The sequence below is a fragment of the Pedobacter sp. 22163 genome (genome assembly GCF_052045595.1).
In the GTDB taxonomy this organism is placed as follows: Bacteria; Bacteroidota; Bacteroidia; order Sphingobacteriales; family Sphingobacteriaceae; genus Pedobacter.
This window is the reverse complement of the sequence record NZ_JBQEPM010000004.1, coordinates 382,174-407,225: the sequence shown is the minus strand read 5'-3', so window position 1 is coordinate 407,225 and position 25,052 is coordinate 382,174. Positions and strand designations below refer to the sequence as shown.

Annotated in this window: 21 protein-coding genes; 8 read left to right on the top strand and 13 right to left on the bottom strand. The window is 39.1% G+C overall.

Annotated elements, in window-relative coordinates; genetic code table 11:
* Positions 1–267 precede the first annotated feature (267 nt).
* On the top strand, positions 268–1,071 hold the full coding sequence (locus ACTJKN_RS12945) for a hypothetical protein (protein ID WP_440825522.1): 804 nt from the start codon (positions 268–270) through the stop codon (positions 1,069–1,071).
* Positions 1,072–1,766: 695 nt separating this feature from the next.
* Here ACTJKN_RS12945 and ACTJKN_RS12940 read toward each other — a convergent pair.
* From ACTJKN_RS12940 to ACTJKN_RS12890, 11 genes are all read right to left on the bottom strand, one after another.
* Positions 1,767–2,972 (bottom strand): MFS transporter, encoded by a 1,206-nt coding sequence (locus tag ACTJKN_RS12940; RefSeq protein WP_440825521.1) that lies wholly within the window; start codon positions 2,970–2,972, stop codon positions 1,767–1,769.
* Between the two features lie 109 nt (positions 2,973–3,081).
* A complete protein-coding gene (locus ACTJKN_RS12935; RefSeq protein ID WP_440825519.1) occupies positions 3,082–3,735 on the bottom strand; it encodes a TenA family protein in 654 nt (217 codons plus the stop codon).
* Positions 3,732–4,550, bottom strand: coding sequence for a bifunctional hydroxymethylpyrimidine kinase/phosphomethylpyrimidine kinase (gene thiD / locus ACTJKN_RS12930; RefSeq protein ID WP_440825518.1), 819 nt, complete (start codon positions 4,548–4,550; stop codon positions 3,732–3,734). Before thiD ends, ACTJKN_RS12935 begins: the two co-directional genes overlap by 4 nt.
* Positions 4,551–4,966: 416 nt before the next feature.
* A complete protein-coding gene (locus tag ACTJKN_RS12925; RefSeq protein WP_440825516.1) occupies positions 4,967–6,514 on the bottom strand; it encodes a choice-of-anchor I family protein in 1,548 nt (515 codons plus the stop codon).
* A 410-nt stretch (positions 6,515–6,924) separates the two neighbouring features.
* Positions 6,925–8,331 carry a dihydrolipoyl dehydrogenase gene (lpdA, locus tag ACTJKN_RS12920; RefSeq protein ID WP_086548980.1) on the bottom strand — a complete coding sequence of 469 codons (1,407 nt, stop codon included), beginning with the start codon at positions 8,329–8,331 and terminating at the stop codon, positions 6,925–6,927.
* 244 nt (positions 8,332–8,575) lie between these two features.
* Positions 8,576–8,932 carry a bleomycin resistance protein gene (locus ACTJKN_RS12915; RefSeq protein ID WP_440825513.1) on the bottom strand — a complete coding sequence of 119 codons (357 nt, stop codon included), beginning with the start codon at positions 8,930–8,932 and terminating at the stop codon, positions 8,576–8,578.
* A 62-nt stretch (positions 8,933–8,994) separates the two neighbouring features.
* Positions 8,995–9,546 (bottom strand): Crp/Fnr family transcriptional regulator, encoded by a 552-nt coding sequence (locus ACTJKN_RS12910; protein ID WP_440825511.1) that lies wholly within the window; start codon positions 9,544–9,546, stop codon positions 8,995–8,997.
* Positions 9,547–9,584: 38 nt separating this feature from the next.
* On the bottom strand, positions 9,585–10,193 hold the full coding sequence (locus ACTJKN_RS12905; RefSeq protein ID WP_440825509.1) for a DUF2306 domain-containing protein: 609 nt from the start codon (positions 10,191–10,193) through the stop codon (positions 9,585–9,587).
* Positions 10,194–10,238: 45 nt separating this feature from the next.
* Positions 10,239–10,904, bottom strand: coding sequence for an HAD family hydrolase (locus tag ACTJKN_RS12900; protein ID WP_440825508.1), 666 nt, complete (start codon positions 10,902–10,904; stop codon positions 10,239–10,241).
* 21 nt (positions 10,905–10,925) lie between these two features.
* Positions 10,926–12,089, bottom strand: coding sequence for an esterase-like activity of phytase family protein (locus ACTJKN_RS12895; RefSeq protein WP_440825506.1), 1,164 nt, complete (start codon positions 12,087–12,089; stop codon positions 10,926–10,928).
* A 218-nt stretch (positions 12,090–12,307) separates the two neighbouring features.
* Positions 12,308–13,144: a DUF6515 family protein gene (locus ACTJKN_RS12890; protein WP_440825505.1), complete on the bottom strand. Its 837-nt coding sequence runs from the start codon at positions 13,142–13,144 to the stop codon at positions 12,308–12,310.
* 238 nt (positions 13,145–13,382) lie between these two features.
* On the opposite strand from ACTJKN_RS12890, the gene ACTJKN_RS12885 reads away from it, so the two are divergent.
* The 6 genes from ACTJKN_RS12885 (at position 13,383) to ACTJKN_RS12860 (ending at position 21,449) form a co-directional block, all read left to right on the top strand.
* Positions 13,383–15,254 (top strand): CocE/NonD family hydrolase, encoded by a 1,872-nt coding sequence (locus ACTJKN_RS12885; RefSeq protein ID WP_440825503.1) that lies wholly within the window; start codon positions 13,383–13,385, stop codon positions 15,252–15,254.
* Between the two features lie 161 nt (positions 15,255–15,415).
* A complete protein-coding gene (locus ACTJKN_RS12880; RefSeq protein WP_440825501.1) occupies positions 15,416–17,281 on the top strand; it encodes a CocE/NonD family hydrolase in 1,866 nt (621 codons plus the stop codon).
* A gap of 55 nt (positions 17,282–17,336) precedes the next feature.
* Positions 17,337–18,989: a M1 family metallopeptidase gene (locus ACTJKN_RS12875; protein WP_440825499.1), complete on the top strand. Its 1,653-nt coding sequence runs from the start codon at positions 17,337–17,339 to the stop codon at positions 18,987–18,989.
* 194 nt (positions 18,990–19,183) lie between these two features.
* A complete protein-coding gene (locus ACTJKN_RS12870; RefSeq protein ID WP_440825497.1) occupies positions 19,184–19,915 on the top strand; it encodes a head GIN domain-containing protein in 732 nt (243 codons plus the stop codon).
* A gap of 158 nt (positions 19,916–20,073) precedes the next feature.
* Complete coding sequence (locus ACTJKN_RS12865; RefSeq protein ID WP_440825496.1) at positions 20,074–20,520, top strand: DUF1572 family protein; 447 nt, start codon at positions 20,074–20,076, stop codon at positions 20,518–20,520.
* A 140-nt stretch (positions 20,521–20,660) separates the two neighbouring features.
* Entirely contained in the window at positions 20,661–21,449 is a 789-nt protein-coding gene (locus tag ACTJKN_RS12860; protein WP_440825495.1) for a hypothetical protein, read from the top strand.
* Between the two features lie 169 nt (positions 21,450–21,618).
* Here the strand turns inward: ACTJKN_RS12860 and ACTJKN_RS12855 are convergent, their stop codons facing one another.
* Positions 21,619–22,509, bottom strand: coding sequence for a hypothetical protein (locus ACTJKN_RS12855; RefSeq protein ID WP_440825493.1), 891 nt, complete (start codon positions 22,507–22,509; stop codon positions 21,619–21,621).
* Between the two features lie 85 nt (positions 22,510–22,594).
* Positions 22,595–23,302, bottom strand: a complete 708-nt coding sequence (locus tag ACTJKN_RS12850) for a DUF2490 domain-containing protein (protein ID WP_440825491.1) — start codon at positions 23,300–23,302, stop codon at positions 22,595–22,597.
* Positions 23,303–23,737: 435 nt separating this feature from the next.
* Between ACTJKN_RS12850 and fabV the strand changes: the two genes are divergently transcribed.
* Complete coding sequence (gene fabV / locus ACTJKN_RS12845; RefSeq protein ID WP_440825489.1) at positions 23,738–24,931, top strand: enoyl-ACP reductase FabV; 1,194 nt, start codon at positions 23,738–23,740, stop codon at positions 24,929–24,931.
* Positions 24,932–25,052 lie beyond the last annotated feature (121 nt).

The following is a 25,052-nucleotide window of genomic DNA, read 5'->3' as shown; positions in this document are numbered from 1 at the left end:
TATTCAAAAACGGGTATCCCAATCCGCCGCCATGGTTCGTGTACCCACGAACCATTTCTTTTTTTTGCCACGGAAACGCGGAGGCACGGAAAATTACGCCTAAGGAATGTCGTCAATCAATTTTACCAACCCAATACCCTCGCCATGGTTGGTGTCCTCACGCACCATTTCATTTTTCACTTGCCGTACTTAGAAATTTAAATGCCCAGATAATTATACAATGTTGTCTTCAAACAAATTATGTAGCAACATTGTATATTAGGGATTATGTTTAAACTCATTTTAAGTCTGTTCCTGATCTATTCTACCCTTCTGGTTAATGCGCAACACCCGCCTGTTTTTTCGGCGATGACTACTGATTCGAGCTTCATTAAGGTTTACAACTTAGATATCACGCTGGTAAAGTACAGTTACAAACCCAATGGCATTAAATTTTTGGTTGTACATGATAATGAAGATACTGGCGTAAAAGCAGGTTTTGATTATATCCGTTGGAGTGGCGGCGAACTTATCGACAGTCAATATGGCGGTGTAAGAGATTATTATTTCACCTATATGGATGATCAATATCGTATAGACCCAAACGCCATATATACCGAAGTAGGTGTTAATACAAGGTTAAAAAAAGATCTTTTTAGCTCTAACGAAGTTGAAAAAACAATACATAATGCAGGCAAACAAATTGTCGAGTTTTACGATCCAAAAACCACGGGTTATTTTTTAACCTTGCATAATAATGCCGATGGTGGTTTTGGTATTTCTTCTTATTTACCAGGTTATGATTTAGCCAGCACCGCCGATTCGGTTTACATCAACTTTCAGATGGATGGCGATGATCTTGTTTACGTAACCGAGCCAAGGTTGTTCAGCAGCTTAAAAAAGGCAAATGTGAATGTGATTCTTCAATCTAAATTTGTTTCTAATGATGGCTCGCTTTCGGTTTATGCCATGCAAAATAATATTCCTTATATTAATGTTGAAGTACAGCATGGTCATCAGGACGAAAATTTAAGGTTAATCGAACTGGCTATCTCAGCCCTAAAAGAACACGGATTGGTGAAGAAGGAGTAGGTTATTAAGCGTTTTTCATAACTATCCTTACTAAATTTTGATATTTATGTACAGGTAGCGCGCTCCAAATGAAATAATTGTTTTAAAATTAGGAAATGATTGGCCTGTGGTTCTTGGAGGGCAACAGTCCCGCCTTACGCTTTACTCCGTTACACTTCGTGTTCGCTTCAGTCGGGTTTAAAAACAAGGGTTTGTGCACCATGCAACCCAACAAATGAAATACTGTCGTGGCCATCTAGCCCCGGTTGAAGCGTTACCCTGTAGCAACGAGGTATCCCGAACTTTCGGGAAAACGCATAAGCGTAAAAGGAGAAGGCATTTACTGTTTTGCAGGGCATTGTGCTCCAAAACGAAATCAATTGTTTTTTATGGAAAAGAATGGCTTGTGGTTCTTGATAGTTTGCAGGCCCGCTATTACTCCCGACTTAACGTCGGGATTCATTGCAATCGGGTTTAGAAACAAAGGTTGGTGCACCCTACAACCTCAAAAATGGAATGCTGTTGTGGCCTATTAGCCCCGGTTGAAGCGTTACCCTGGAGCAACGAGGTACGAGGAAGCGAAGCGTAAAACGGGAAGAAGCTTCTTGTTATGCACAGAACTTTAGCTCCAAATAATAAATACATTTTATCTAGAACCAAAAGCCCTTTAATGCCGCTCCTCAGTTAACCAATTCAAACAATTAACTACCTCGCGGCTAATTTATCGCTTTTATTTTTGTGATCAAGAAAGTAATCAGCAAACCAAAAACAGAAATTATCCCGAAAGAATAACGAAGGCTTGATAGTTGCGAAACATAACCTATTAATGGCGGGCCAAACAAAAAGGCAAAATAACCGATACTCGAAACCATGGTTATTGCTTTACCAGCAGGTACTTTTTTATTGTTCCCAGCTATGCTATACACCATTGGCACAATACTCGAAACACCCAAGCCAATAAGCATAAAACCAAAAATAGCAACAATTAGGTTCGGAAATATTACGGCAAGCGCCATCCCTATCGATATAATGGCACCGCTGATCTGCAGGAGGTTTTTTCGCCCGAATTTACCGATTAAAAACACCCCTAAAAACCTTCCGCTGGCCATCATAAACATGAACGATGCATAACCAATAATAGCCTTATTATGAGGTAATTTTACCACATCTTCGAAATAAATAGCACTCCAATCGAACATTGTTCCTTCGGTGGCCATACTGCAAAATGCGATAACACCCAATAACACTAAAATACCTTGCGGCATGGTAAAAAACTTCGTTTTCTCAACTACGGCATCTGGTTTATTATAGTTAAGCAACTTTTTCCCGTTAAGCGCAACATTGCTTAAGGATATCAGTGCAATAATCCAAAAATGGGTATACATACCTAATTTTAGGTTAACCAGTCCCAGGGCAATTAAAGCCCCGGTTAAATTACCAATACTCCAAGCCCCATGGAAAGAACTCATAATGGGTTTGCCGTAATAATTTTCACCTGCTACCCCTTGAGTATTTAAAGCGATATTACAAAGGTTCCCGGTTATACCAAACAGCACCAAAAAAGCAGCCAACTGCCAACCAGTTGTGGCTAATGCTAAAAAAGTTAATGCAATTGCATAAAGTGGCGCAGTTGCCCTGAGCATTTTCTTACTACCAAAGTGAGTAGTCAGTTTGGCTGAAAAAAACATCGTAATAATTTGTCCTGCAGGTAGGGCAAAGAGAATAGAGCCTAATTCTGCATCGTTTAAGCCCATTGATGCTTTAAAAGTTGGAATCCTACTGGCCCAACTTGCAAAACAGACCCCTTGCATAAAGTAAAAGGCAGATATGGCAAATCGTACTTGTTTCGGAGAGCTTTGCGCTAATACAGGTTTATCTTTTTGTTTACTTAAAATTTCCTGTTCTTGCGTGCTTTCTTCCAAAATGATGTTTTAAATTATAGATTGAACTACAAAGTTCTTTAAATCTATTGGAAATACCGACAAGTTTTTAATATTTTTCAAAATATTTACATCTTGTGGGGTTAAAATCTTAGATTTTCCATTTTTCCAATTCATATGCACTATCCCAAAACATCCATTCTAAACGGGTTGCCATTTCGAAAGCTGCTAGCATTTTTTGTTGGGTTGCTCCATTAGCTTGCGTTGCCATTTGATTGGCAATATCGATCGCTTTTTCTACTGCAGCTGCAAACTCAACGCCTGCATACATATCGATCCACCTTTTGTAAGGATTTTCATCGCCATCTTGTTGTGCAAAAATATGATCGCCAACGGCTTTATAAATCCAGAAACATGGCAAAACAGCTGCTACTGCAATTTCTACATTGGCATAGGCAGCCTGACTAAGAATATAATTGGTATACAAAAGTGTAGATGGTGTGGGCTGCACTTCACTAGCTAAACCAAATTCTACAAAATAACTTTCGTGCAAACTACGCTCTGCAAAAATTGCACCTGTAGAAAACCCGGCAAAGGCCATCACCAAATCTGCATCCTGCATACGGCTACTAATGGTGCTTAAGGTTCTGCCAAATTCCAAAAGGTAGTAGGCATCTTGTGCCAAATAAAAGATAAACTTTTCTATTGACAGCGTGCCAGTGCTCAATTCTGTGTTAAAAGGCATTGCTAAAATCTTGGCATAAATGGGTTGTACCTTTTCCCATGCCTGCTCGCTCCACTTCATTGAATAATTAATTTTAAAGGTCTGAAAAAGTGGTTTAACGGGCCGTTGCCCTTGCCCGTTTTTACCTCGCTACCAGTTTGTAAGGCCTGACTGATGTAGTTTTTTGCATTGTTAATTGCGATAAGTAAAGTGTTACCCTTGGCCATTTCGGCGGCTATAGCGGATGAAAGTGTACAACCTGTTCCATGTAGATTTTTAGAAGCAATAAAGGCACTTTCTAATACCACAGGGGCATCGTTTCCCGAGATAAAAACATCGTGAATGATTGGGCCTATTAAATGTCCGCCTTTTATTAAAACGGCTTTTGCACCCTTTTCGATGATTTTTCTACCCGCAGCAACCATGTCGGCGAGGTTATTGATCTCTTGCCCGGAAAGGATAATGGCCTCGTCTATATTTGGGGTGACCAATGTTACCAAGGGAAATAATTTTTCAACTAACTGGGTAACGGTATCAGCTTCGATTAACCGATCGCCACTGGTGGCTACCATAACAGGATCTAAAATAACAGGAACGGATTGATTATAGTTTTTTAATTCCTTCTCGATTACCTGTACCACCTCAGTACGGTTGATCATGCCGATTTTAATGGCCACTGGCGCTATATCTTCCAATACTGCCTGTAACTGATCTTCAATCATTTTGGCTGGAATACCATGCACTGAGCGCACTCCTACTGTATTTTGTGCCGTTACAGCCGTGATTACAGAGGTACCAAAACAGCCCAAAGCAGAAAAGGTTTTTAAATCAGCCTGGATGCCCGCGCCGCCTCCACTATCTGAGCCAGCTATTGTTAATACATTAATATAATTCATTACTTAAAGACTTCATTTTGTTTTACAACTTCAGGAGTCTTCAAATGCAGTATGCATTTTGCGCAATTTTGCAGACAAACTAATTTCCTACGCCGGCATTATCCGGATCAGGTTCATTTATAGGCCATAGGGTGTAAGGTTTAGGGCATAGGGTTTTTCACCTTCCGCCATTTACCTTTTGCCTTTCACCTATAAAATGGGTATGTTCTCAGCCAACTTATTTGAAGGCACCCCTAAAGTTTTATTTTGTAGCGCAATATAGGGCTTTTTTTATTCTTGTTTATATAAAGGAATTATATAAGAAGAGTTGTCAACTTAATAGCGAGAAGCCCATTAAAGTTGACAACTCAAAAAACAAAAACCCCGATTTTACACCGGGGCTAAAACATAATAATTAATAAAGGGATAGAGAGAGACTATATTTTATCGGGCTGATAGAACCGAACGGTACCATCTGCCTCGTTTGACACAATCAACAAACTTCTTCCATTGGGGCTATCTTTTGGTTTAACAAACAATAAACCTTCAGGAGCATCTCCAGTAGAGAATAGTTGAACAAATTTTGGTGAGGCTGGTATAGTTACATCATAAACAGCAATCATATCTGCACGTTCCATACCAATAAAAGCCAAGGTTTGTCCATTTACCTGCGCAACGGTTACACTTTCCACCTCTACACCTTTATTGTCAGACCGATCATCATCATATTTACCTGCATCAATTACATGTTGCTCTAAATCTTTACCAATGTTCGCTACCAAAGCTCCAGTATTTGCGTTAATAATACTAACAGATCTTCCACCTGTTGAGTACAATTCCTGATATACTTTATTAGTACCTACCATGGTATAACCAGCGGTATTTGTTACCGTAAGCCTCCCTAAATTAGCGTCTAACTGTAAGGTTGCTGCGTTCGGAAATTTAGCTGCATCTAATACAAGATCTTTTACACGCACCTCTTCCTTTGCATCTTTTGGTGTATAATCCTGCCTGGTATCCCCTTCATTGGCCAAGGCCAGATAGGCAGTACCACCAGCAGTAAAATATGAGATTGCATCTGGCAGGTAAAAAGCCTTGATTGGCCATGTACCTAAAACTTTTTTACTGTCCTTATCGCTTACATCAAATGCATTGTCGGCCAGGCTGATGTCTCTAGTGCCTAACGGATTGATTTTGGTAATGCTTCCGCCAACAATATCCACTTCAGCCACACCATTGTTCTCCTGTAAGGTAATGTATGCTTTTTTAGAATCAGGGCTTACTGCAATATATTCTGGTTCAATATCTTGTGTAAAACTTGCGTTTAAACCATAAATCCGGAAACCACCTGCAAGCAAAGCTGCTTTTTGCGATTCAAAAGCGGCGAAATCTAGTGTCTTTACAGCATAGTTGTCTTTGATGTTAATGATCGAAATGGTTCCTTTAGGATCAACGGTATAGGCAAGATTTGGTTCACCTTCGTTAGCCGATAAAATATAGCTTCCATCAGGGCTGAAAGTTACCATATCAGGCATGGCACCAACTGTTATTTTTTTAACCTCTTCTAAAGTTGATGTTTTTAATACCACTACATCACCATTTCCCTGCTTATCTGCACCATCTAAAGCGATTGCTAATAAACCATTACTTACGGCCACGCTATTAATACCAGCGTTATTTGGGTATAATAAGGTTTTTAATTTTGTAATGGTTGGGTATTTACTCATATCAACTACATCAACCTTGGTTCCGCCATCGTTACTCACCACAAATAATTGCTTGGTTAAGGGATCGTAAGCCGAAATTTCTGAAGCAAATTCTCCACCTAAATCAATAGAGGCGGTTTCTTTAAAACTGTCGATTTTTTCAGGAACGATCGCTTCAACAGGGGGATCTACAATCGGATCGTCAGTTGGATCTTTTTTGCAGGCAGTAAATGCCAATGAAGCAATAAGGATTGCACCAAATAGTTTTTTACAGTTCATGGTTTTTTAATATCTGAACCGCAAAAATAGAAGCCCACAACGCTAATTTTAGGCGTTAATTGTTATCATTTTATTAAGAAAATATAAAGCGATTACAATAAAGTCTTGTGATCAAACAATCCAGATATTCACCCAATTTGAGGGTTCAAGAAAAGAAATGTCATTGTTAAAGAGTTGTCAACTTTAATAGCCAGTTGGCTAGAAAGTTGACAACTCTAAAATTAAAAAAGCCGACAATTTCTTATCGGCTTTAGATTTTTGCATGAGGGATAGGAGTGTAAATCCTTTTGTTGTTAGCTTGAGCGTAGTCGAAAGCACAACAAAAGATTGAAACGTATAGCCCGACCCTTGCGCAGCTTGGGGCATGCCCAAATATTTAACTTTAATTAATCGACAGTAACATCGATCGATTAAATATGTATGGCTCTATTATCAGTTGCGGCAAGTGCTGCTTCTTTTAAGGCTTCGGTATAAGTTGGGTGGGCATGGCAGGTACGTGCAATATCTTCTGCTGATGCACGGAATTCCATTGCAATAACTGCTTCTGCAATCATATCTGCCGCACGAGGGCCGATCATGTGTACACCTAAAACTTCATCAGTAGCGGCATCGGCCAAAACTTTAATGAAACCATCGGTATCCATACTCGCTTTTGCGCGTCCGCTGGCTTTGAAAGGGAATGAGCCTGCTTTATATTTAACGCCTTTTTCTTTTAACTGCTCTTCGGTTAAACCTACAGAAGCAACCTCTGGCCATGTATAAACTACACCAGGGATTAGGTTATAATTGATATGTGGTTTCTGACCCGCAATGGTTTCGGCAACATAAGTACCTTCATCTTCTGCTTTGTGAGCCAACATGGCGCCGGTAATTACATCGCCAATAGCATAAACACCTTTAACCGAAGTTTCTAAATGTTCGTTAACCGGAATTTTTTTACCTCTTTCTTCAACAGTGATACCAATTTTATCTAAACCTAAACCTTCGCTATAAGCCGTACGGCCGACAGCAACGATGCAATAATCGGCTTCTAAAGAAATGGATTCACCTTTAGGGGTATCAGCTGTAACAGTTACCGTTTTACCTTTTGTAGTAGCGCCGGTAACCTTGTGGCCCATGTAAAATTCCATGCCTAAAGTTTTCTTTAACACACGTTGAAGTTCTTTACCCAAACCAGCATCCATAGTACCGATGATAGATGGTAAAAACTCAACAACAGATACTTTTGTACCTAAACGGGCATATACCGAACCTAACTCTAAACCGATTACGCCACCGCCGATTACCACCATCGTTTTTGGCACTTCTTTAATATTTAAAGCCTCGGTTGAGGTAATAATGCGTTTTTTATCGATTGGTAAAAATGGTAAAGCTGTTGGTTTAGAACCCGTAGCAATAATTACGTTTTTAGCAGATAGGGTTTCTGTAGAACCATCGGCTTTAGTTACCAGAATGGTATTTTTATCAACAAAAGAGCCTACACCTTCGAAAGAATCGATTTTATTTTTCTTGAACAAATAAGTGATACCTGCTGTATTTTGGGCAACAACATCGTCTTTACGGGCGATCATTTGTTTCATATCAACCTTTAAATCTTTTAAGTTGATACCATGGGTAGTAAACGTGTGAGCAGCGTTATGAAAATGCTCTGAAGAATCTAATAAAGCCTTAGATGGAATACAACCTACATTTAAGCAAGTACCTCCAAAAGTTTTATATTTTTCAACAACTGCAGTTTTTAAACCTAACTGAGCACAACGGATTGCGCCTACATAACCGCCCGGCCCTGAACCGATAACAACGACATCGTATTGCATAATTTTTTGAGAATTTTGATTAGCCAAATGTAGGGAAAAAAGGCGGAAAGCTGAAAGTCCATCGTTCAATAGAAATCGGTTTCTTAGTCATTGGTTCATAAGTTATTGGCTTATAGCGATAGCTTATGGTTCAATATTGAGGCTCAATAGGATAATTCATTAAAAGTTCAAAAGTCGATGGACTGATGAGCGTATGAAAATATTTTACTTTAAGACTATAAAAACAAACGATCAAAAGATCAACTTAGACACCCTGCCCGAAGGTAAGTAAATTATTATCCGGATCAAGCATCGCGAATTCTTTCTGCCCCCATGGTTTTGTTTGCAAGCTCCCATTCGGATGAATACTTTGTTTAGTTTCGAGCATAAATTTGTACAGCCCTTCTATATCATCTGTACGGATATAAACCTGCCCATAATTTTCTTTCGGATCTAGTGTTTCGAACAGAAAAAAGTGAATCTGAACCTGATCCTTTTGTATCATCAGGTAATCTTTAAAATCGGCACTTCCAATGTCATCAAAACCTAATTTATTCACATAAAAATCTCTCGTGATTGCTTTATCACGCATAGGAAGTTTTGGGTTAATATCTGTTAGCATATTTTTTTATTTCAAAAATCGGTATTTTCCCGAAAAGCTGCACTTGATCAAGATCAGGAAATTCACTGATTTGCCCTTACCCTGCTCAATGTTTCAGGGGCAATCTTAAGGTATGAAGCAATCATTTTAACCGGAAAAACTTGTACAATGAGTGGCTTGGCATTTTTGATGTAATTATATTTTTCAACTGGGCTTAGCGAACGATCAAATAAATATGTCCTGTTATTGGGCTGGTCAAAAATTCTACCCAGGCTTAAAAAGGACTGTGATTTGGCAATTAAACGATGCAAATTAGTTAAACTAAGCTCCAGCACTTCGGATTTTTCGAACGCCTTGATTGTTGTATCTGAAGGTTTTTGCTCAATCAGGCTTGAGTGATTATACATCCACTCTTTTGGTAAGTGCAGATCGATAATTGTTTCTGTGATATCGTTAGAATGAAATTGATAAAAAGATCCCGATAAAATGAAATAAACGGATTGACAGATTTCGCCAAGGTGCAAGAGCACGTCATTTTTACGGAACGACCTTCTAACAGCATATTCTTCAAAAAGAAGCAGATCTCGAGATGAAAATAATCCGACACTGGCTAAAATTTCCTGGGCTGACGTCATAAACTAAATTATTGCAGAGGATGGAGCACCAAAACAACTTATTGATTAGCGGTTTTACTGGTGATTAGATAGGCAACAATCAAATTTGGAATCCAGCATAACCAGGCAACAACCAGGTAGGCTTTTGAAAAATCGCCATAAACCATCGTCAAAATTGGCAGCCAAATCCTCAATGTTACAGCAGCAAAACAAGCCGCATAACTATAGACCATCATTTTTTGATGTTTTTGAATTTCTGCACGTTTGATGTATAAATAAGCTTTTAAAGTAGTGTAAAACCAAATGATGCCTAAGCAAATAAATCCAGTGGAAGAAACCCATCCTCCTGTTGCAAAAAAGCCAATATAAATACCCGCTAGTGCGCTAAGCAGAGCAGCGACCACATAAACTTTACCCACTTTTTGGTGAAGCGCCATACGCCTATTTCTCATTTTCGGACTAAATTGCATCCAACCGATAAATAAAGCGATTCCTCCGAAAATGATATGCGTATAAAAACCGATGTTCCAGAAAGTATTGGTCAACAAATCAACCGACTTTGAATTTAACAATCCAAATTCCCTATCGATCAAAAAGTAAATCGTTGGATAGAGTCCAATCAGCAATGCGAAGCTTGCAAATAAAATCCATAATCCTTTTTTTACCATAATTGATTCAATTGCTTTCCACTAATCTAGTTAATTTTTCAAGAACTAAATTAATTCCTTTTGTATCATAAATTCTTTGGCATTCGCAAAGCTGAGAAACAATTCGTCAGCTATTTTTAGTTTTTGATGCGCCCTTACATTGCTCTGAATGGCGTAACAGGTAATGCCCGCAGCCAACGCAGATTTAACCCCATTTAAAGTATCTTCAAAAACAAGGCACTCATCTTTTTCAAAACCTAATCGCGCTACACAGAGATTGTAACTTTCAGGATCAGGTTTAGATTTACTTACATCTGTTCTGGTAATAAATAAACTGAAATACTTAGCCAAACCATTACGCTCAAAAACGGCTTCAACGTCAATTTTCGGACTAGCCGTAACCACAGCCAGGGTAAGCCCTTTTTCATAAGCAAACTTGATAAACTCTAATGCAAAGGGCATTAACTGAATATCAGTTGTTCTAAAACCATCAAAAGTTATCTTTTCTCTTCTGTTAATGAAGCCTTCTAACTCTTCTTCAATTTTATACCTGTCTATTATGGTCTTTGCATTTTTGGGCAGGGGAATTCCGGCGTAATTTGTTAACCAATCCTTAAAATCCAGCGTAACTTCATATTCACACAAAAACTTATTCCAACAATCGAAATGAAACTTCTCAGAATCAATTAATGTACCGTCTAAATCAAACAGTATTGCTTTTATTTTACTCATTATAAATTTTTAACAGAATTATTATTGTGGAATAATCTCAAATAAGAAAAATTGTTGTACCTGTGATTTACCGAAATTATTATCTACACAAAAAATTAACGATTGGTGTCCGTTTGGTAATTTTGGCCCAAAGGTTACACCTTCAAAATTATCGATGTGCTGGTTTAAGGAATCAAAGTCGAAAAGCAATTTTTTGGTTAATGGCTTTGGAGGATTTTGCACAAAAGCGCTATTATCGATTTCATTTTCAGCACCCTGTAAATCAACCAGGTAAAGCTTCAAAAAGGTATGATCATCGTGGCCTTTTGCCCAGGCCCTTTCCATTACCAAAAGCGTATGACTATTTATAGCCAGTATTTCGGAAATTCCATTTACATTCCAATCGTTTTCAACAGTAGGCTTAACTGGCATTGCACCCAGATTATAAGCATATTGGGCAATATTCTTTTTTGTAGCTACATCAAATTTTAAAATCCGCGTTAAGGCTTTGTCATATTCAAAAGCAGCCTGAGGTCCATCCTGATAAAGTGGTTCTTCTAAACTGGCGTATAATGTTTTGTACTGATCGGCATAAGTTAAACCTTCAAATAAAGCATTTTTGCGTGGCCCGCTTTCGGTTTTTGTAAACTGAAAGCCTTTAGGCATTGGAATAGTATCCAGAAACTTTCCTGCGGTAGAAATAAAGGTTAAGCTGGGCTGAACGATCGTCGTATCCCCATCCTTAAACAACCTTTCTCCCTCACTACTCCAAAGCAATTGTTTGGTTAAGGGGTTATAACGAACCGATTCGCCATCAGGTTTTACCCTTTTATCAGTGCCATATTTAGGGTATGGTTTTCCATTTTCCTGTAAGATATAAGTAACACCGGTTACCCGAACGGTATCGATCTTATTTTCTTTGATATCAATCTTTGCGGTATAAATTCTCGCCGGACTATGTTGTGATGGATCATCACTGATCATGTAATATTGGTTTTGCTTTACATCATAATCAATCCCTGACAAACCACCAATAACCGTATTTTGGAAAATTGGATTTAAGGGCATAATGTATTCATCCAGAAACTTTACAGATGAAATGCGGGTTTCATTTTGCTTAACCGAAGCATATTTAGTTGCAGAACAAGATGAGAGCACAATGGCAAGAACTGAATAAACAAGGAAGAGCTGCGATGCGGGTTTCAAATCGAAATGTTTAGGCCGTAAAAATATAGAATTTTGGCGGCTCGAGATACCTCACCCTAAATTTATTTTTCCAGTGGTGTCAGATGTTACCATCGACACTATTTATTCAATTTCCTATGGATATAAAACAAAAACAGTCGGATGGTAACATCCAACTGCACATTACTGGAATCGTAAGTGGTGTCAGATGTTACCATCTGACACTGGTAAAACTAAGATTAAAACAACTTACCAATTACACGGTAGGTAACGTTTGTTCCATCTACTATTTCTTCATAATAAACATCATCGGGAGAAACAAAATACTTTTCGTTTTTAATGGTTACCTCTCTGCATCCTTCTGGCAGTTGATTAATTATATCGCCTATATTCTGCGTATCAACCGGGCCATCAGTTGTGTTTAAAATACCGTCTTTTCCGGCCACCACATATACGGTTTTACCATCAGCATTTTCCTTTTGGGTATAATAAACGCCTTTGTATTCGTAATAATCAACCCCGTTAATGGTAACCAGATTGGCATCCGATGGTAAATTCGGAACCTCAGCACCAACTGGTGGGGTTACCACTTCGTATTGACTGTTGTTTTGTTGATAAAACAATCCACCAGAATAATAGAACTGGTTAGCGCCATAATAAAACGGATAATAGCCATAAGGCAATACGCCAATCCTGAAACCTAAAAAGGGCCTGTAAAAATTATAATAACTATAATATGGTCTGTAATAAGGCCTTCTATAACCCGGGCGATAACCGTAACCAGGCCTACCATATCCTGAACCTGGGCGATAACCTGGTCTGTTATAGCTGTAATTAGGTCTTGGTGGGCGACCGCCATTGCTTGGTGCATAACTACCTCTACCTGGCGCATGCATAGATGGTTGTCTGGAAATAGAACCACCGCCTCTTGATGGGCTTATCGAAGCAGATCGAGCGCCCCCAGAAGAACCTCCACTCCTACTTGGCCGCTGTGCAGAAACGCTTTCGATACTCAAGGTTGCAATCATCACTGCTGCAGCGAAAACAACCAATCCTTTATTTAATAACCTGTTCATTTTTTTGTATTTAATTCGATTATCTATATGACGGTGAAAATTCTTAAAAGATTATCCCTTAACACTATTTAACTAAATTTTGATAAAGTGATGACGAAGCAGGTTTTAATGGCAAAATACATCACAAATATTCCATTTTACATGATTCCATCTTTGCTAACAAACCTTTTACGGGCTATTTTTTCTAATCAACCACGAATCACCTATATTTAAATTTTATTCCTAAAAACTAACTTAAATGAACCTTACAAGAATTTTCAGTCTTTTATTCTGTCTGTTTATTTCTAATGAATTAATAGCCCAGCAAACCGATTCGGCATATGTTAGAGAAAACTACACTAAAATAGAACGCCAGATCCCCATGCGCGATGGGGTTAAACTCTTCACTTCCATTTACATACCCAAAAATCAAACCAAAAAATATCCATTTTTAATTAACCGAACACCCTATACCGTTGCGCCTTATGGTGAAGATAAATATAAACTGAGTTTGGGCAATTTTCCTGCGATGATGCGTGAGGGATTTATTTTTGTATATCAGGATGTGCGCGGCCGATGGATGAGTGAGGGCACTTTTACCGATATCCGTCCTCAACTGGTTGGAAAAAAGTCTAAAACAGCTATTGATGAGAGTACGGATACTTACGACACCATCGACTGGTTGGTTAAAAACGTGAAAGGCAACAATGGCAATGCGGGTATTTATGGCATTTCCTACCCTGGTTTTTATTCTACCACTTCTTTGCCAAATGCACACCCCGCGCTAAAAGCTGTTTCGCCTCAGGCGCCAGTTACCGATTGGTTTATGGGTGATGATTTCCACCACCGTGGTACATTATTCTTAATGGATGCTTTCAGTTTTATGGGCAATTTTGGTGTGCCGAGGCCTAAACCGATTACACCAGATAAAGGCCCTAAAGGTTTTCAGTTCCCGATTCAAGACAATTATCGCTTTTACTTAGAAGCCGGATCTGTTAAAAATCTAAAAGACAGATACTTTGCAGATAGTATTAAATTCTGGAACGATTTATTTAAACATCCAAACTTAGACACCTTTTGGAAAGCACGTTTAATTACCCCACATTTAACCAATGTAAAACCTGCGGTAATGGTAGTGGGTGGCTTTTTCGATGCTGAAGATGCCTATGGAACTTTTGATACTTACAAAGCTATTGAGAAACAGAATCCCGGCGCCAACAATATCCTGGTAGCAGGGCCTTGGTTCCATGGCGGTTGGGTACGTAGCGATGGTTCTTATTTCGGCGATATCCCTTTCGGCAAAACCACCAGTATCGATTACCAACAGCAATACGAACTGCCTTTCTTTAAACATTATTTAAAAGGTGAAGGCGATTTTAATGCAGCAGAAGCCAATATTTTCGTAACCGGAAGTAACGAATGGAAAAAGTTTAAAACATGGCCACCACAAGAAGTAGAAAGCAAAAACCTGTATTTACAACCTAACGGAAAGCTCAGTTTCGAAAAAGTGGGCAGAACCGATAGCTGGGATGAATATGTGAGCGATCCGAATAACCCCGTACCTTACCAGGATGGCGTTCAGGCCAGACGTACCCGCGAGTACATGATCGATGATCAGCGTTTTGCTGCCCGCCGTCCGGATGTAAAAACTTACCAAAGCGACGCTTTAACAGAAGATATTACCTTAACCGGTCCTGTTTTGGCCAATCTCGTGGTTTCGACTACTGGAACAGATGCCGATTATGTAGTTAAACTGATTGATGTGTATCCTGAAGATGCGCCAAATCCAGAACCTAACCCTAAAAACCTGATTATGGGTGGTTACGAAATGCTGGTACGGGGAGAAATTATGCGTGGAAAATACCGCAACAGTTTCGAAAAACCTGAGCCTTTTGTTCCGGGTGCCATCACAAAAGTAAATTACCCTTTGCCAGATGTGGCGCATACCTTTAAAAAAGGGCATAAAATTATGATTCAGGTTCAAAATTCATGGTTCCCTTTAGCTGATCGCAATCCGCAAAAATTTATGGATATCTATCAGGCAGAGCCGCAGGATTTCCAAAAAGCTACACACAAAATTTACCACGATGTACACAACAGTTCGTTTATTACCGTTTCGGTGTTGAAATAACAAAATCCGTCATTGCGAGAAGGCTTTTTCAGCTGACGAAGCAATCTTAAAGCGATGGCATAAGATTGCTTCGTGCTTCACAATGACGAAAATAATACTATAGTGCCTTGGTTCGTGTCACCAAGAACCAAACACATAAACAACTAACTTATTATAATAAAATGAAATACATAAAACTACTGATTATCCTGTTTTCGGCATCCTCTGCCTTTGCACAAAGTGATGCAGGATACCCAAAAGCCAATTACACCAAAAAAGAAGTTTATATCCCAATGCGCGATGGAACTAAACTTTTTACAGCCATCTACACACCTAAAGATGCAGCCAAGGATAAAAAATATCCGATGATAATGCAGCGTACCTGTTATAGCGTTGCCCCATACGGCGAAGATAAATTTCCTGTAAAACTAGGCCCGTCAGAATCGATGATGAAAGAGGGCTATATCATGGTGTATCAGGATGTGCGCGGTCGCTGGAAAAGCGAAGGCACCTGGACCAATATGACCCCAGTTATCGATGATAAAAAAAGCAAAAAAGAGGTTGATGAAGGTTCTGACACTTACGACACCATTGATTGGCTGATTAAAAACGTAGCGAACAACAATGGCAAAGTTGGCCAGTGGGGAATTTCTTATCCAGGCTTTTACACTGCTGCAGGAATTTTGAGCAATCACCCTGCTTTAAAAGCCTCATCGCCACAGGCACCAATTTCAGATTTCTTTTTTGATGATTTCCACCACAACGGATCATTTTTGCAGAGCTATTTCATGACTTTTCCGGTATTTGGTGTGCAGAAAACCGATACTACCTCTAAAGCCTGGTACAACAACCAGTTAATCCTTCCAAAAACAAAAGATGGTTATCAGTTTGCTTTAGATTTAGGTCCTTTAAGCAATGCAGACAAATATTACAAGGATAATTTTTTCTGGCAAGAAACCGTTAACCACCCAAACTACGATGAGTTTTGGCAAAAACGTGGATTGTTGAAACATTACAACACCATTAAACCTGCAGTGATGGTAGTTGGTGGATGGTACGATGCTGAAGATTTGTCTGGCCCGCTAAACATCTATAAAACCATCGAAAAGAAAAACCCTAATGCTTATAATACTATTGTAATGGGACCATTTGGACATGGAAGATGGAGCCGCGAAACCGGTCATACCATGCATAGCAATGTGTATTTCGGAGATAGCATTGCTACCTTCTACCAGAAAGAAATTGAAGCTAAATTCTTTAATCACTTCTTAAAAGGAAATGGCGATAAAAATTCTGGCCTGCCTGAAGCCTATATGTTTGATACTGGTAAAAAACAATGGGAAACTTTTGCCAAATGGCCAACAGAAAAAGCGACTAAACAAAAGTTATATCTGGGTGCCGATGGTAAACTTAGCATGACTGCACCTGGTACAGCTGGGTCAGTAAATTACATCAGCGATCCATTAAAGCCTGTTCCATATACTGAAGATTTAACCACAACACTGGGCTTTACACCACACAATTACATGAGCGAAGACCAACGTTTTGCAGGGAGAAGACCAGATGTATTGGTATATCAAACCGATGTATTGGATAACGATATTACCTTGGGAGGCGAAATTATGTCGCACCTTAAAATTGCAACCACGGGTACCGATGCAGATTTTATTGTTAAACTGATCGATGTTTACCCTGCGGATGAACCAAACAACCCTTACATGCCAAACAAGAATATCATTTTGAGCAACTACTGGCAAATGGTGCGTTCGGAAGTTATGCCTGCACGCTTCCGCAATAGTTTCGAAAAACCCGAGGCCTTGGTAGCCAACCAGAAAACGGATGTGAACTTTCAGCTACAGGATGTATTACACACCTTTAAAAAAGGGCACCGGATTATGATCCAGGTGCAGAGTACAGCATTCCCTTTATTTGCGCGTAATCCACAAAAATTTGTAGAAAACCCATACAAAGCAACAGAAGCCGATTATATTAAAGCTACACAAACTGTATTTAACGATAGTTTTATCGAAGTTGATGTGATAAAATAATTTGATAAGCTCACGCTCGTTTCTAACGAGCGTGCAATTACCAAAAACATAACAAATGAAAAAGTTACTATTCATCCTCGCCATTAGCATCAGCATTTCGGCTGTTCAGGCACAGATGCTTGGCAAAAACCAGGTAAACTCAAGGGCCGATAGCCTCCGCGGAACACTTACCCCTTTACGTACCTGTTACGATATTAATTATTACCACTTAGATGTGAAGATCGATATCGACCAAAAATCAGTTAGCGGAAGCAATGAATTTGCTTTTACCGCCACACAGGATTTCACCAAATTACAGTTTGACCTTTTTGATAACCTAAAAGTAGATAAGGTAGTATACAAAGGTGCCAGTTTACCTTTTACCCGAGAATACAATGCAGTTTTTGTAACCTTCCCGAAAGCAGTTAAAAAAGGAAGCAAAGATAGCTTTATCGTTTTCTATTCTGGCAATCCTACTGTAGCCAAAACACCACCCTGGGATGGCGGTTTTATCTTCAAAAAAGATGAAGCAGGCAATCCTTTTGTTTCTGTGGCCTGCCAGGGTTTAGGCGCCAGTGTATGGTGGCCAAATAAAGACCACCAGAGCGACGAGGTAGATAGTATGTTAATCAGCATTAGTGTTCCTAAAACTTTGCAGGAAATATCGAATGGAAGGCTGAGAAATACTGTAGATAAACCGGATGGTTATAAACAATACAATTGGTTTGTCGCTAATCCCATCAACAACTACGATGTAACCTTTTATATTGGCAAATATGCGCACTGGCAAGACAGTTACGATGGTGAAAACGGAAAACTCAGCATCGATTACTGGGCGCTGCAAACCGATAGCGCCAAAGCACGTCCACATTGGGATGCCGATGTTAAACCCATGCTAAAATGTTTCGAATATTGGTTTGGTCCTTACCCATGGTACAAAGATGGCTACAAACTGGTTCAGGCACCACATTTAGGGATGGAACACCAAAGCGCGGTAGCTTATGGCAATCAGTTTAAACCAGGTTATTTAGGCAAAGATTTAAGCGGTACCGGCCATGGTTTAAAATGGGATTTCATCACCATCCACGAGAGCGGCCACGAATGGTTTGGCAATAATATCACCTCAAAAGATATCGCCGATATGTGGATTCACGAAGGTTTCACCAATTATTCGGAGGTACTGTTTACCGAATGTACCGAAAATAAAGCGGCTGCAAACGAGTATGTAATCGGATTACAGAAAATTATCCAAAACGATATTCCGGTTGTTGGCCCTTACGGTGTAAATAAAGAAGGCTCGGGCGATATGTATCCAAAAGGTGCAAATTTGATTAGTACCATTCGCCAGTTAATCAATAACGATGAAAAGTTCAGACAGATTCTTCGCGGGCTAAGCAAAACATTTTACCATCAAACGGTAACCACTGCTCAGATCGAAAATTACATAGCCAAACAAAGCGGGCTTAAACTGGATAAAGTTTTCGATCAGTATTTACGTTTTACCAAAATCCCAGTTTTGGAATATAAAATCGACAATGGCACTTTATCTTATCGTTGGATAACTGACGTTAAAGGTTTTGATATGCCCATACGCGTAACATTAAAAACAGGTGCTTACACCTTGATTAAGCCTACAAACGATTGGAAAACACTTAAAGTGGATGCCAGCATAAATGCAGATACCTTTAAACACGATCCATTGTTTTATATCAAAATAAAAAAAGGATAACGCTTACCCCACGGACAGACTTGCGAAGTTTCAAAGGCCACCAGCACAGGCAACTTCGCAAGTCGCCTCAGCACGAGAATAGCCTGAAGTGAAGGATCGACCAAATAAATTTCATCTTATGCAACTTTTCAACAAAACCATCGTCTTATAAGAAAAAGCTCATTATTTATCTAAAAAAATAAAATCTATACCCCATGAAAAAAGTATTTGCAATATTATTGGCATCCTTAACATTAACCTCTAGTATTAATGTAATTGCAAAAAATCAGATCAGCATCAATACTTCAAAAGATAATAGCGACGACAGAGCGGTAAAAAACTTCAACGGAGTTGCTGCAGCAGGCCCAATAAACGTAATTGTAACTTTGGGCAATAGCGAAAGCTGCCGTTTAGAAGGCGATGCAGATGCATTGGCCTCAATTGTTACCGAAGTAAAAGGCAACGTTTTGGTTATACGCCCGCAAACCAGTATCACGAGCTGGACTAGAAAATACGAAGGCAAAAAAATCACGGCTTACGTAACAGCAAAAGAGTTGGCCAGCTTAACCGTAAGTGGTGATGGCAACTTAAGTGTTAACGGAAAAATCAGCACAGGTAGTCTAACTACAACTGTAAGCGGTTCGGGAAGCATTAAAGCAACCGCCGATGTAGACAACTACAATGGTGTAATTAGTGGTTCTGGTGCAATAAACATTACAGGCGGTGCAGATCATGCAAAAGTAGTAATCAGCAGCTCAGGCACCTTTGCTGGTAAATCTTTTTCTACAAAAACTTTAACCAGTACCATCAGTGGTTCAGGAACCGTAAATATCGCCGTAAGCGCAAGCATTAGAGCGGTAATCAGCGGATCAGGAAGCGTAAATTACTCAGGTAATCCAAGTGTCGATAAAACTGTTGTTGGCTCAGGTGGAGTAAGAAAAGTATAAATTGGAAACTTTTTAACAGAGAAACACCTGCAAGGAATTGTAGGTGTTTTTTGTTGGCCAGTATTTGAAACTCGCTTTGAAAAACACATAAACTAAATTATGCCTTCAAATATTTATATTCGCCTAACAACATTTCATAATCCCCAAAGAATTTTCATATGCTCATCGACACCTTAAAAACACTTTTCAATCGGGACTTAAACAAGCTAAAATCCGAAATCGGGTCGTATAAAATCGAAGCAAACTTATGGGTTATAGATAAAAATATTGCAAACTCAGCTGGAAATCTTTGTCTACATCTGATCGGAAACCTTAACACTTATATCGGCGCAACCCTGGGAGGCAGCAATTATATCCGAAACCGCGAATTGGAGTTTTCTTTAAAGGATGTTCCTAAACAGGAGCTTATCAACATGATTGAAGCAACTATAATTGTGGTTAACGAAACACTTGATAAAACGACTGAAGAACAACTCAATAGTGAATACCCAATGTTAGTATTTCAGGAGAGAACCTCAACCGAATTCTTCCTGGTTCACCTTACCACGCATTTAGCCTATCATTTAGGGCAGATTAATTATCACCGAAGGTTATTGGATGAATAATTTTATTGTCATTAGAAACAGAAGCCAAGCGCTGGGCGTATAGCGTAAAGCGATCTACGATAGATAGTCATTGCAAGGAGGCTTTTTCAGCCGACAAAGCAATCTATTAAGAAAATACAATACATAGATGAAAATTACCCATGACACAACAACTCTTTGCTCAAAACGCAACCAAAATATTAAAAAGCGATGAATCTGTTCTCGGTTTAGCGGTGGGTGGCTCCTGGCTCAGCAACGAAATAGACGAATTTTCAGACCTCGATCTCATTTTGGTTACCAAAGAAAAACTATCAACAGATAAATCGAAAATGCTGCAATATGCCAGCCGTCTTGGCGATTTAATTTCTGCATTTACAGGAGAGCATGTTGGCGAACCCCGCGTATTGATCTGCCTTTACGACAAGCCATTGCTCCATGTCGACATTAAGTTTTTAACTCTTGATGAATTTTCTTTAAGAGTAGAAAACCCTATGCTATTAATCGACAGAGACAATCAATTACAGCAAATTCTTGATCAAACTGAAGCTAAATTCCCTTTACCAGATTATCAATGGATTGAAGACCGCTTTTGGACCTGGATGCATTATGCCCTCTTAAAAATTGGAAGAGGTGAGTACCTGGAAGCTCTAGATTTCTTCGGCTTTTTAAGGATGGTAGTGTTTGGTCCTCTACTGCACATCAAAAACAACAACCTACCACGAGGTGTGCGTAAAGTAGAATCGCAGCTTCCCGCCAAAGATTTTAATTTACTTAAAGGTACCATTGCGGAATACAATAAGACATCTTTAATTACTGCGTTAGAAAATACGATAGCACTTTATAAAAACCTGAGCGGTGATCTTTATACTGAAAACATCAAACAGAACAAAAAGGCAGAAGATGCGGTAATGCAGTATTTAGCCAAAATAAAACACAGCCGTTCAGAATGACAAATTAGATATATAACATTCTCCGTATTTTCGTGACTATTTTTTCATCAATAAGCCAAAAACAGTATTCTGCGTTGATCTCTTTAATCTGCGGGACAACTATGGCGCATCAACTCCAACCAGTCGCACCTAAAACAAAAAAGGAAGCCTAAGCCTCCTTCCATATCTTTTAAAACTGAACCCCGATCAGCCACATATTTTCGATGTAGTTAATCTTCTGACTAGCCTTGTCGTACTCATCCCAGCCAGTGGTATGCACATTAGTTAAATTGGTAGCGCCGAACTTCGTGGTATTTTGTAGGTAAACGTTTTTCCATACATAAAACTTAAGTCCAACTTTTGCAGAAACACCATAACCCGAAATACTGAAGTGGTTATTTCTGCCCTGTCCGAACAAACGTACATCAGAACGCGGAACCATCATGCCACCACCTAAACCGGTTTCTAAGGTTAAAGAAGTATTGCCGCCCGGAGCCACCCAAATATCGTCATAACGCTCAATTTCGATATTTGCGTAATTAAAACCATCAGTATGCTCGTAGGTTAACATGCTCTCTTTAACATTAATGTTTTGTCCGTTATAATCGCCTGCCAAATTACCTGTAGGTGTATTGGTAGGAGAAATATTTGGACCGATGTGACCAGTGATCACTACGGTTTGTGGAATATCCATCACATATTTCATGTGGTCCCAGCCGATAGAAATGCTATAATTATCTTTTATAAAATAACCCACACGGATATTATATTGTGGTACTGTAATCAGACTGGGATTTAAATAGTCCCAGCTTAATTTAGATTGTCTGTCATGCGCAACAACATCCTTTAATGTAAAATCATAATTTGGCCCCTGAAAACGGATATCACTTTTACCATACCAAGAGCTATTATAACCCCAGTGAAAATAAAAATCGCCTTTACGCGAAAAATTCCTTTTATGCTCTGGATTGAATAAACTTTTTGAGGTTGGCGTATTACTGGTTGAAGAGGCTTTAATCTCTTGTGCCTGCATCCGCCTGCCAAACAAGAGTGCTAAAAATAGAATGGTAAATCTTTTCACGTGGCAAATTGAGCAAAAAGACCAGTCATTTACAACAGGTTTAACATTTTGTAGGAGTTGTTGTACAAAAAATGACTTTAAAACATTAAAACCTGGTGTAAACGGCTAATTGAATAATGTTATTAACGGTATTGTTCGAAGCGCCATGTGTAGCCTGATTCATGTACCCAGCTTCCAGATCGAACTGCTTCGAAAAACGATAACCTGTAGCGAGATATAGCCTGTTCTGATCGAAAACACTATTGTTAATTTTATCCTTATTCTGAAGGTTTAAAAACACCTCGTTCTGCAAAGCTACAAATGGCCCTTTAGTAAACGTTGGTTGTGTTTTTTGTAGTGGTTGTATCAACCTAAAAAAATACCTGAAACGCTGTGAAAATACATCTTCGCCAGTACGCCCGATAAAACGTTGCTCGACTCTTAAACGGTGGCTGGCAAAAATTGATTTTATTTTGTGGCTATAAATGTACTGTTCAAATATGCGGTGTTCGTGCAAAGTTAAATCAGGCGTTCCTTCTAGCTCAGTATGCGTAGTTTGCCACAAATATCCTAGGGCTACATTATGTTTGTTGTTGATAAAATATTGTAAAGCCGGCCGCACTAAAGTATTTCTCAAATAACCCCAATCATCTGCCGAACGCAGTTGAACATCGAACTGAAGCCCCCATTTATCATTGAATTTGGTGTTATTTAAAAACATAAACCACCCCGAATTTTGATGTTGGGTTTGTGCATTAAGCTTTCCAGATACCATGATGAGCAGCACCATAGCAGACAATATTATTTTTTTCATAAGACGATAAACCGGTTTTATCTGTGTGCCGCTAAATTAAGAGAAATATAGTAAAGTGAAAAAAAGAGTTGTTAATTAATTAGAAAGTCAGGTGTTGGAGGTCCGAAGTCCAAAGCCTGAAGCTCTGTTTACAATAGTCAACAAGTGTGATCCAAGCTTCGTGTGCTTAGTGTCTTTGTGGTTAAACATCAAATGAGCTCAGTGTTCCGCTGTACAAAACTCAATGACCTCTGTGTTAAAACCGACATCTATATTTCGCGTTTCTTTGCGAAACACTTTGCATCCTTTGCGGCTAAATACGCCCAATATTTAAATTTCATTTAACGTTAAGCGATTAAAAATTTATCTTCGTTAAAGATTTCGGCATTATGGTATTTTCAATACCCTTAAAAACTGCGCTGATTTTAACATTACAAAACGTAAAATAGAACAAAAATGATTATCGAACCTAGAATGAGGGGCTTTATCTGTTTAACCGCACACCCTGATGGTTGCGCACAAAACGTAAAGAATCAAATTGAATATGTAAAATCTAAAGGAGCTATAGATGGCCCTAAAAAAGTATTGGTAATTGGTGCATCAACCGGTTTCGGTTTAGCTTCGCGTATTGCCGCTGCTTATGGGTCTAACGCTTCTACAATTGGCGTATTTTTCGAAAAAGCACCTTCTGAAGGCAAAACTGCATCACCAGGCTGGTACAATAGTGCAGCTTTTGAGAAAGAAGCCCATGCTGCGGGTTTATATGCAAAAAGCATTAATGGCGATGCATTCTCTAAAGAAATTAAAGAAAAAACAATTGAATTGATCAAAGCTGATCTTGGTCAGGTTGATTTAGTAATTTATAGCCTGGCATCGCCAGTGAGAAAACATCCGGATACGGAGGTGCTTCACCGCTCTACCTTAAAACCTATCGGTGGAACTTATACCAATAAAACCGTCGATTTCCACACTGGTAATGTGACCGAAATTTCTATCGATCCTGCTACCGAAGAAGATATTGCCAATACAGTTGCGGTAATGGGTGGCGAAGATTGGGCCATGTGGATTGATGCCCTGAAAGCAGAAAACCTACTTGCCAATGGTGCAACAACAGTAGCATATTCGTACATCGGCCCTGCTTTAACTGAGCCGGTATACCGTAAAGGAACCATCGGCAGAGCCAAAGATGATTTGGAAGCAACTGCTTTTAAAATCAGCGATAAATTGAAAGATATTGAAGGCAAAGCTTATGTATCGGTTAATAAAGCACTGGTAACACAGGCAAGTTCTGCTATTCCGGTAATCCCGTTATATATTTCATTGTTGTACAAAGTAATGAAAGCAGAAGGTATTCATGAGGGTACAATTGAGCAGATCCAACGTTTATATGCAGAACGCTTATATACTGGCAACCCTATTCCTGTTGACGAGAAAGGAAGAATAAGAATCGACGATTGGGAAATGCGTGAAGATATCCAGGCTAAAGTTGCAGAACTTTGGAAAGAAGCAACAACCGAAACTTTACCTGCAATAGGTGATTTACCAGGTTACAGATCTGATTTCTTAAGCTTATTCGGTTTCGAAATTGATAAAGTTGATTATCAAAAAGATGCCCAAGAAGTAGTAGAAATTGAAGGTTTAGTAAACTAACTACCTAGATTCGTCACCCTGAACCTCCATCGTCATTTCGACTGGAGCAAAGCGGAATGGAGAAATTTAATAACTAATTAAAACGGCTGGCCCTATAGCCAGCCGTTTTTATACCCAACCT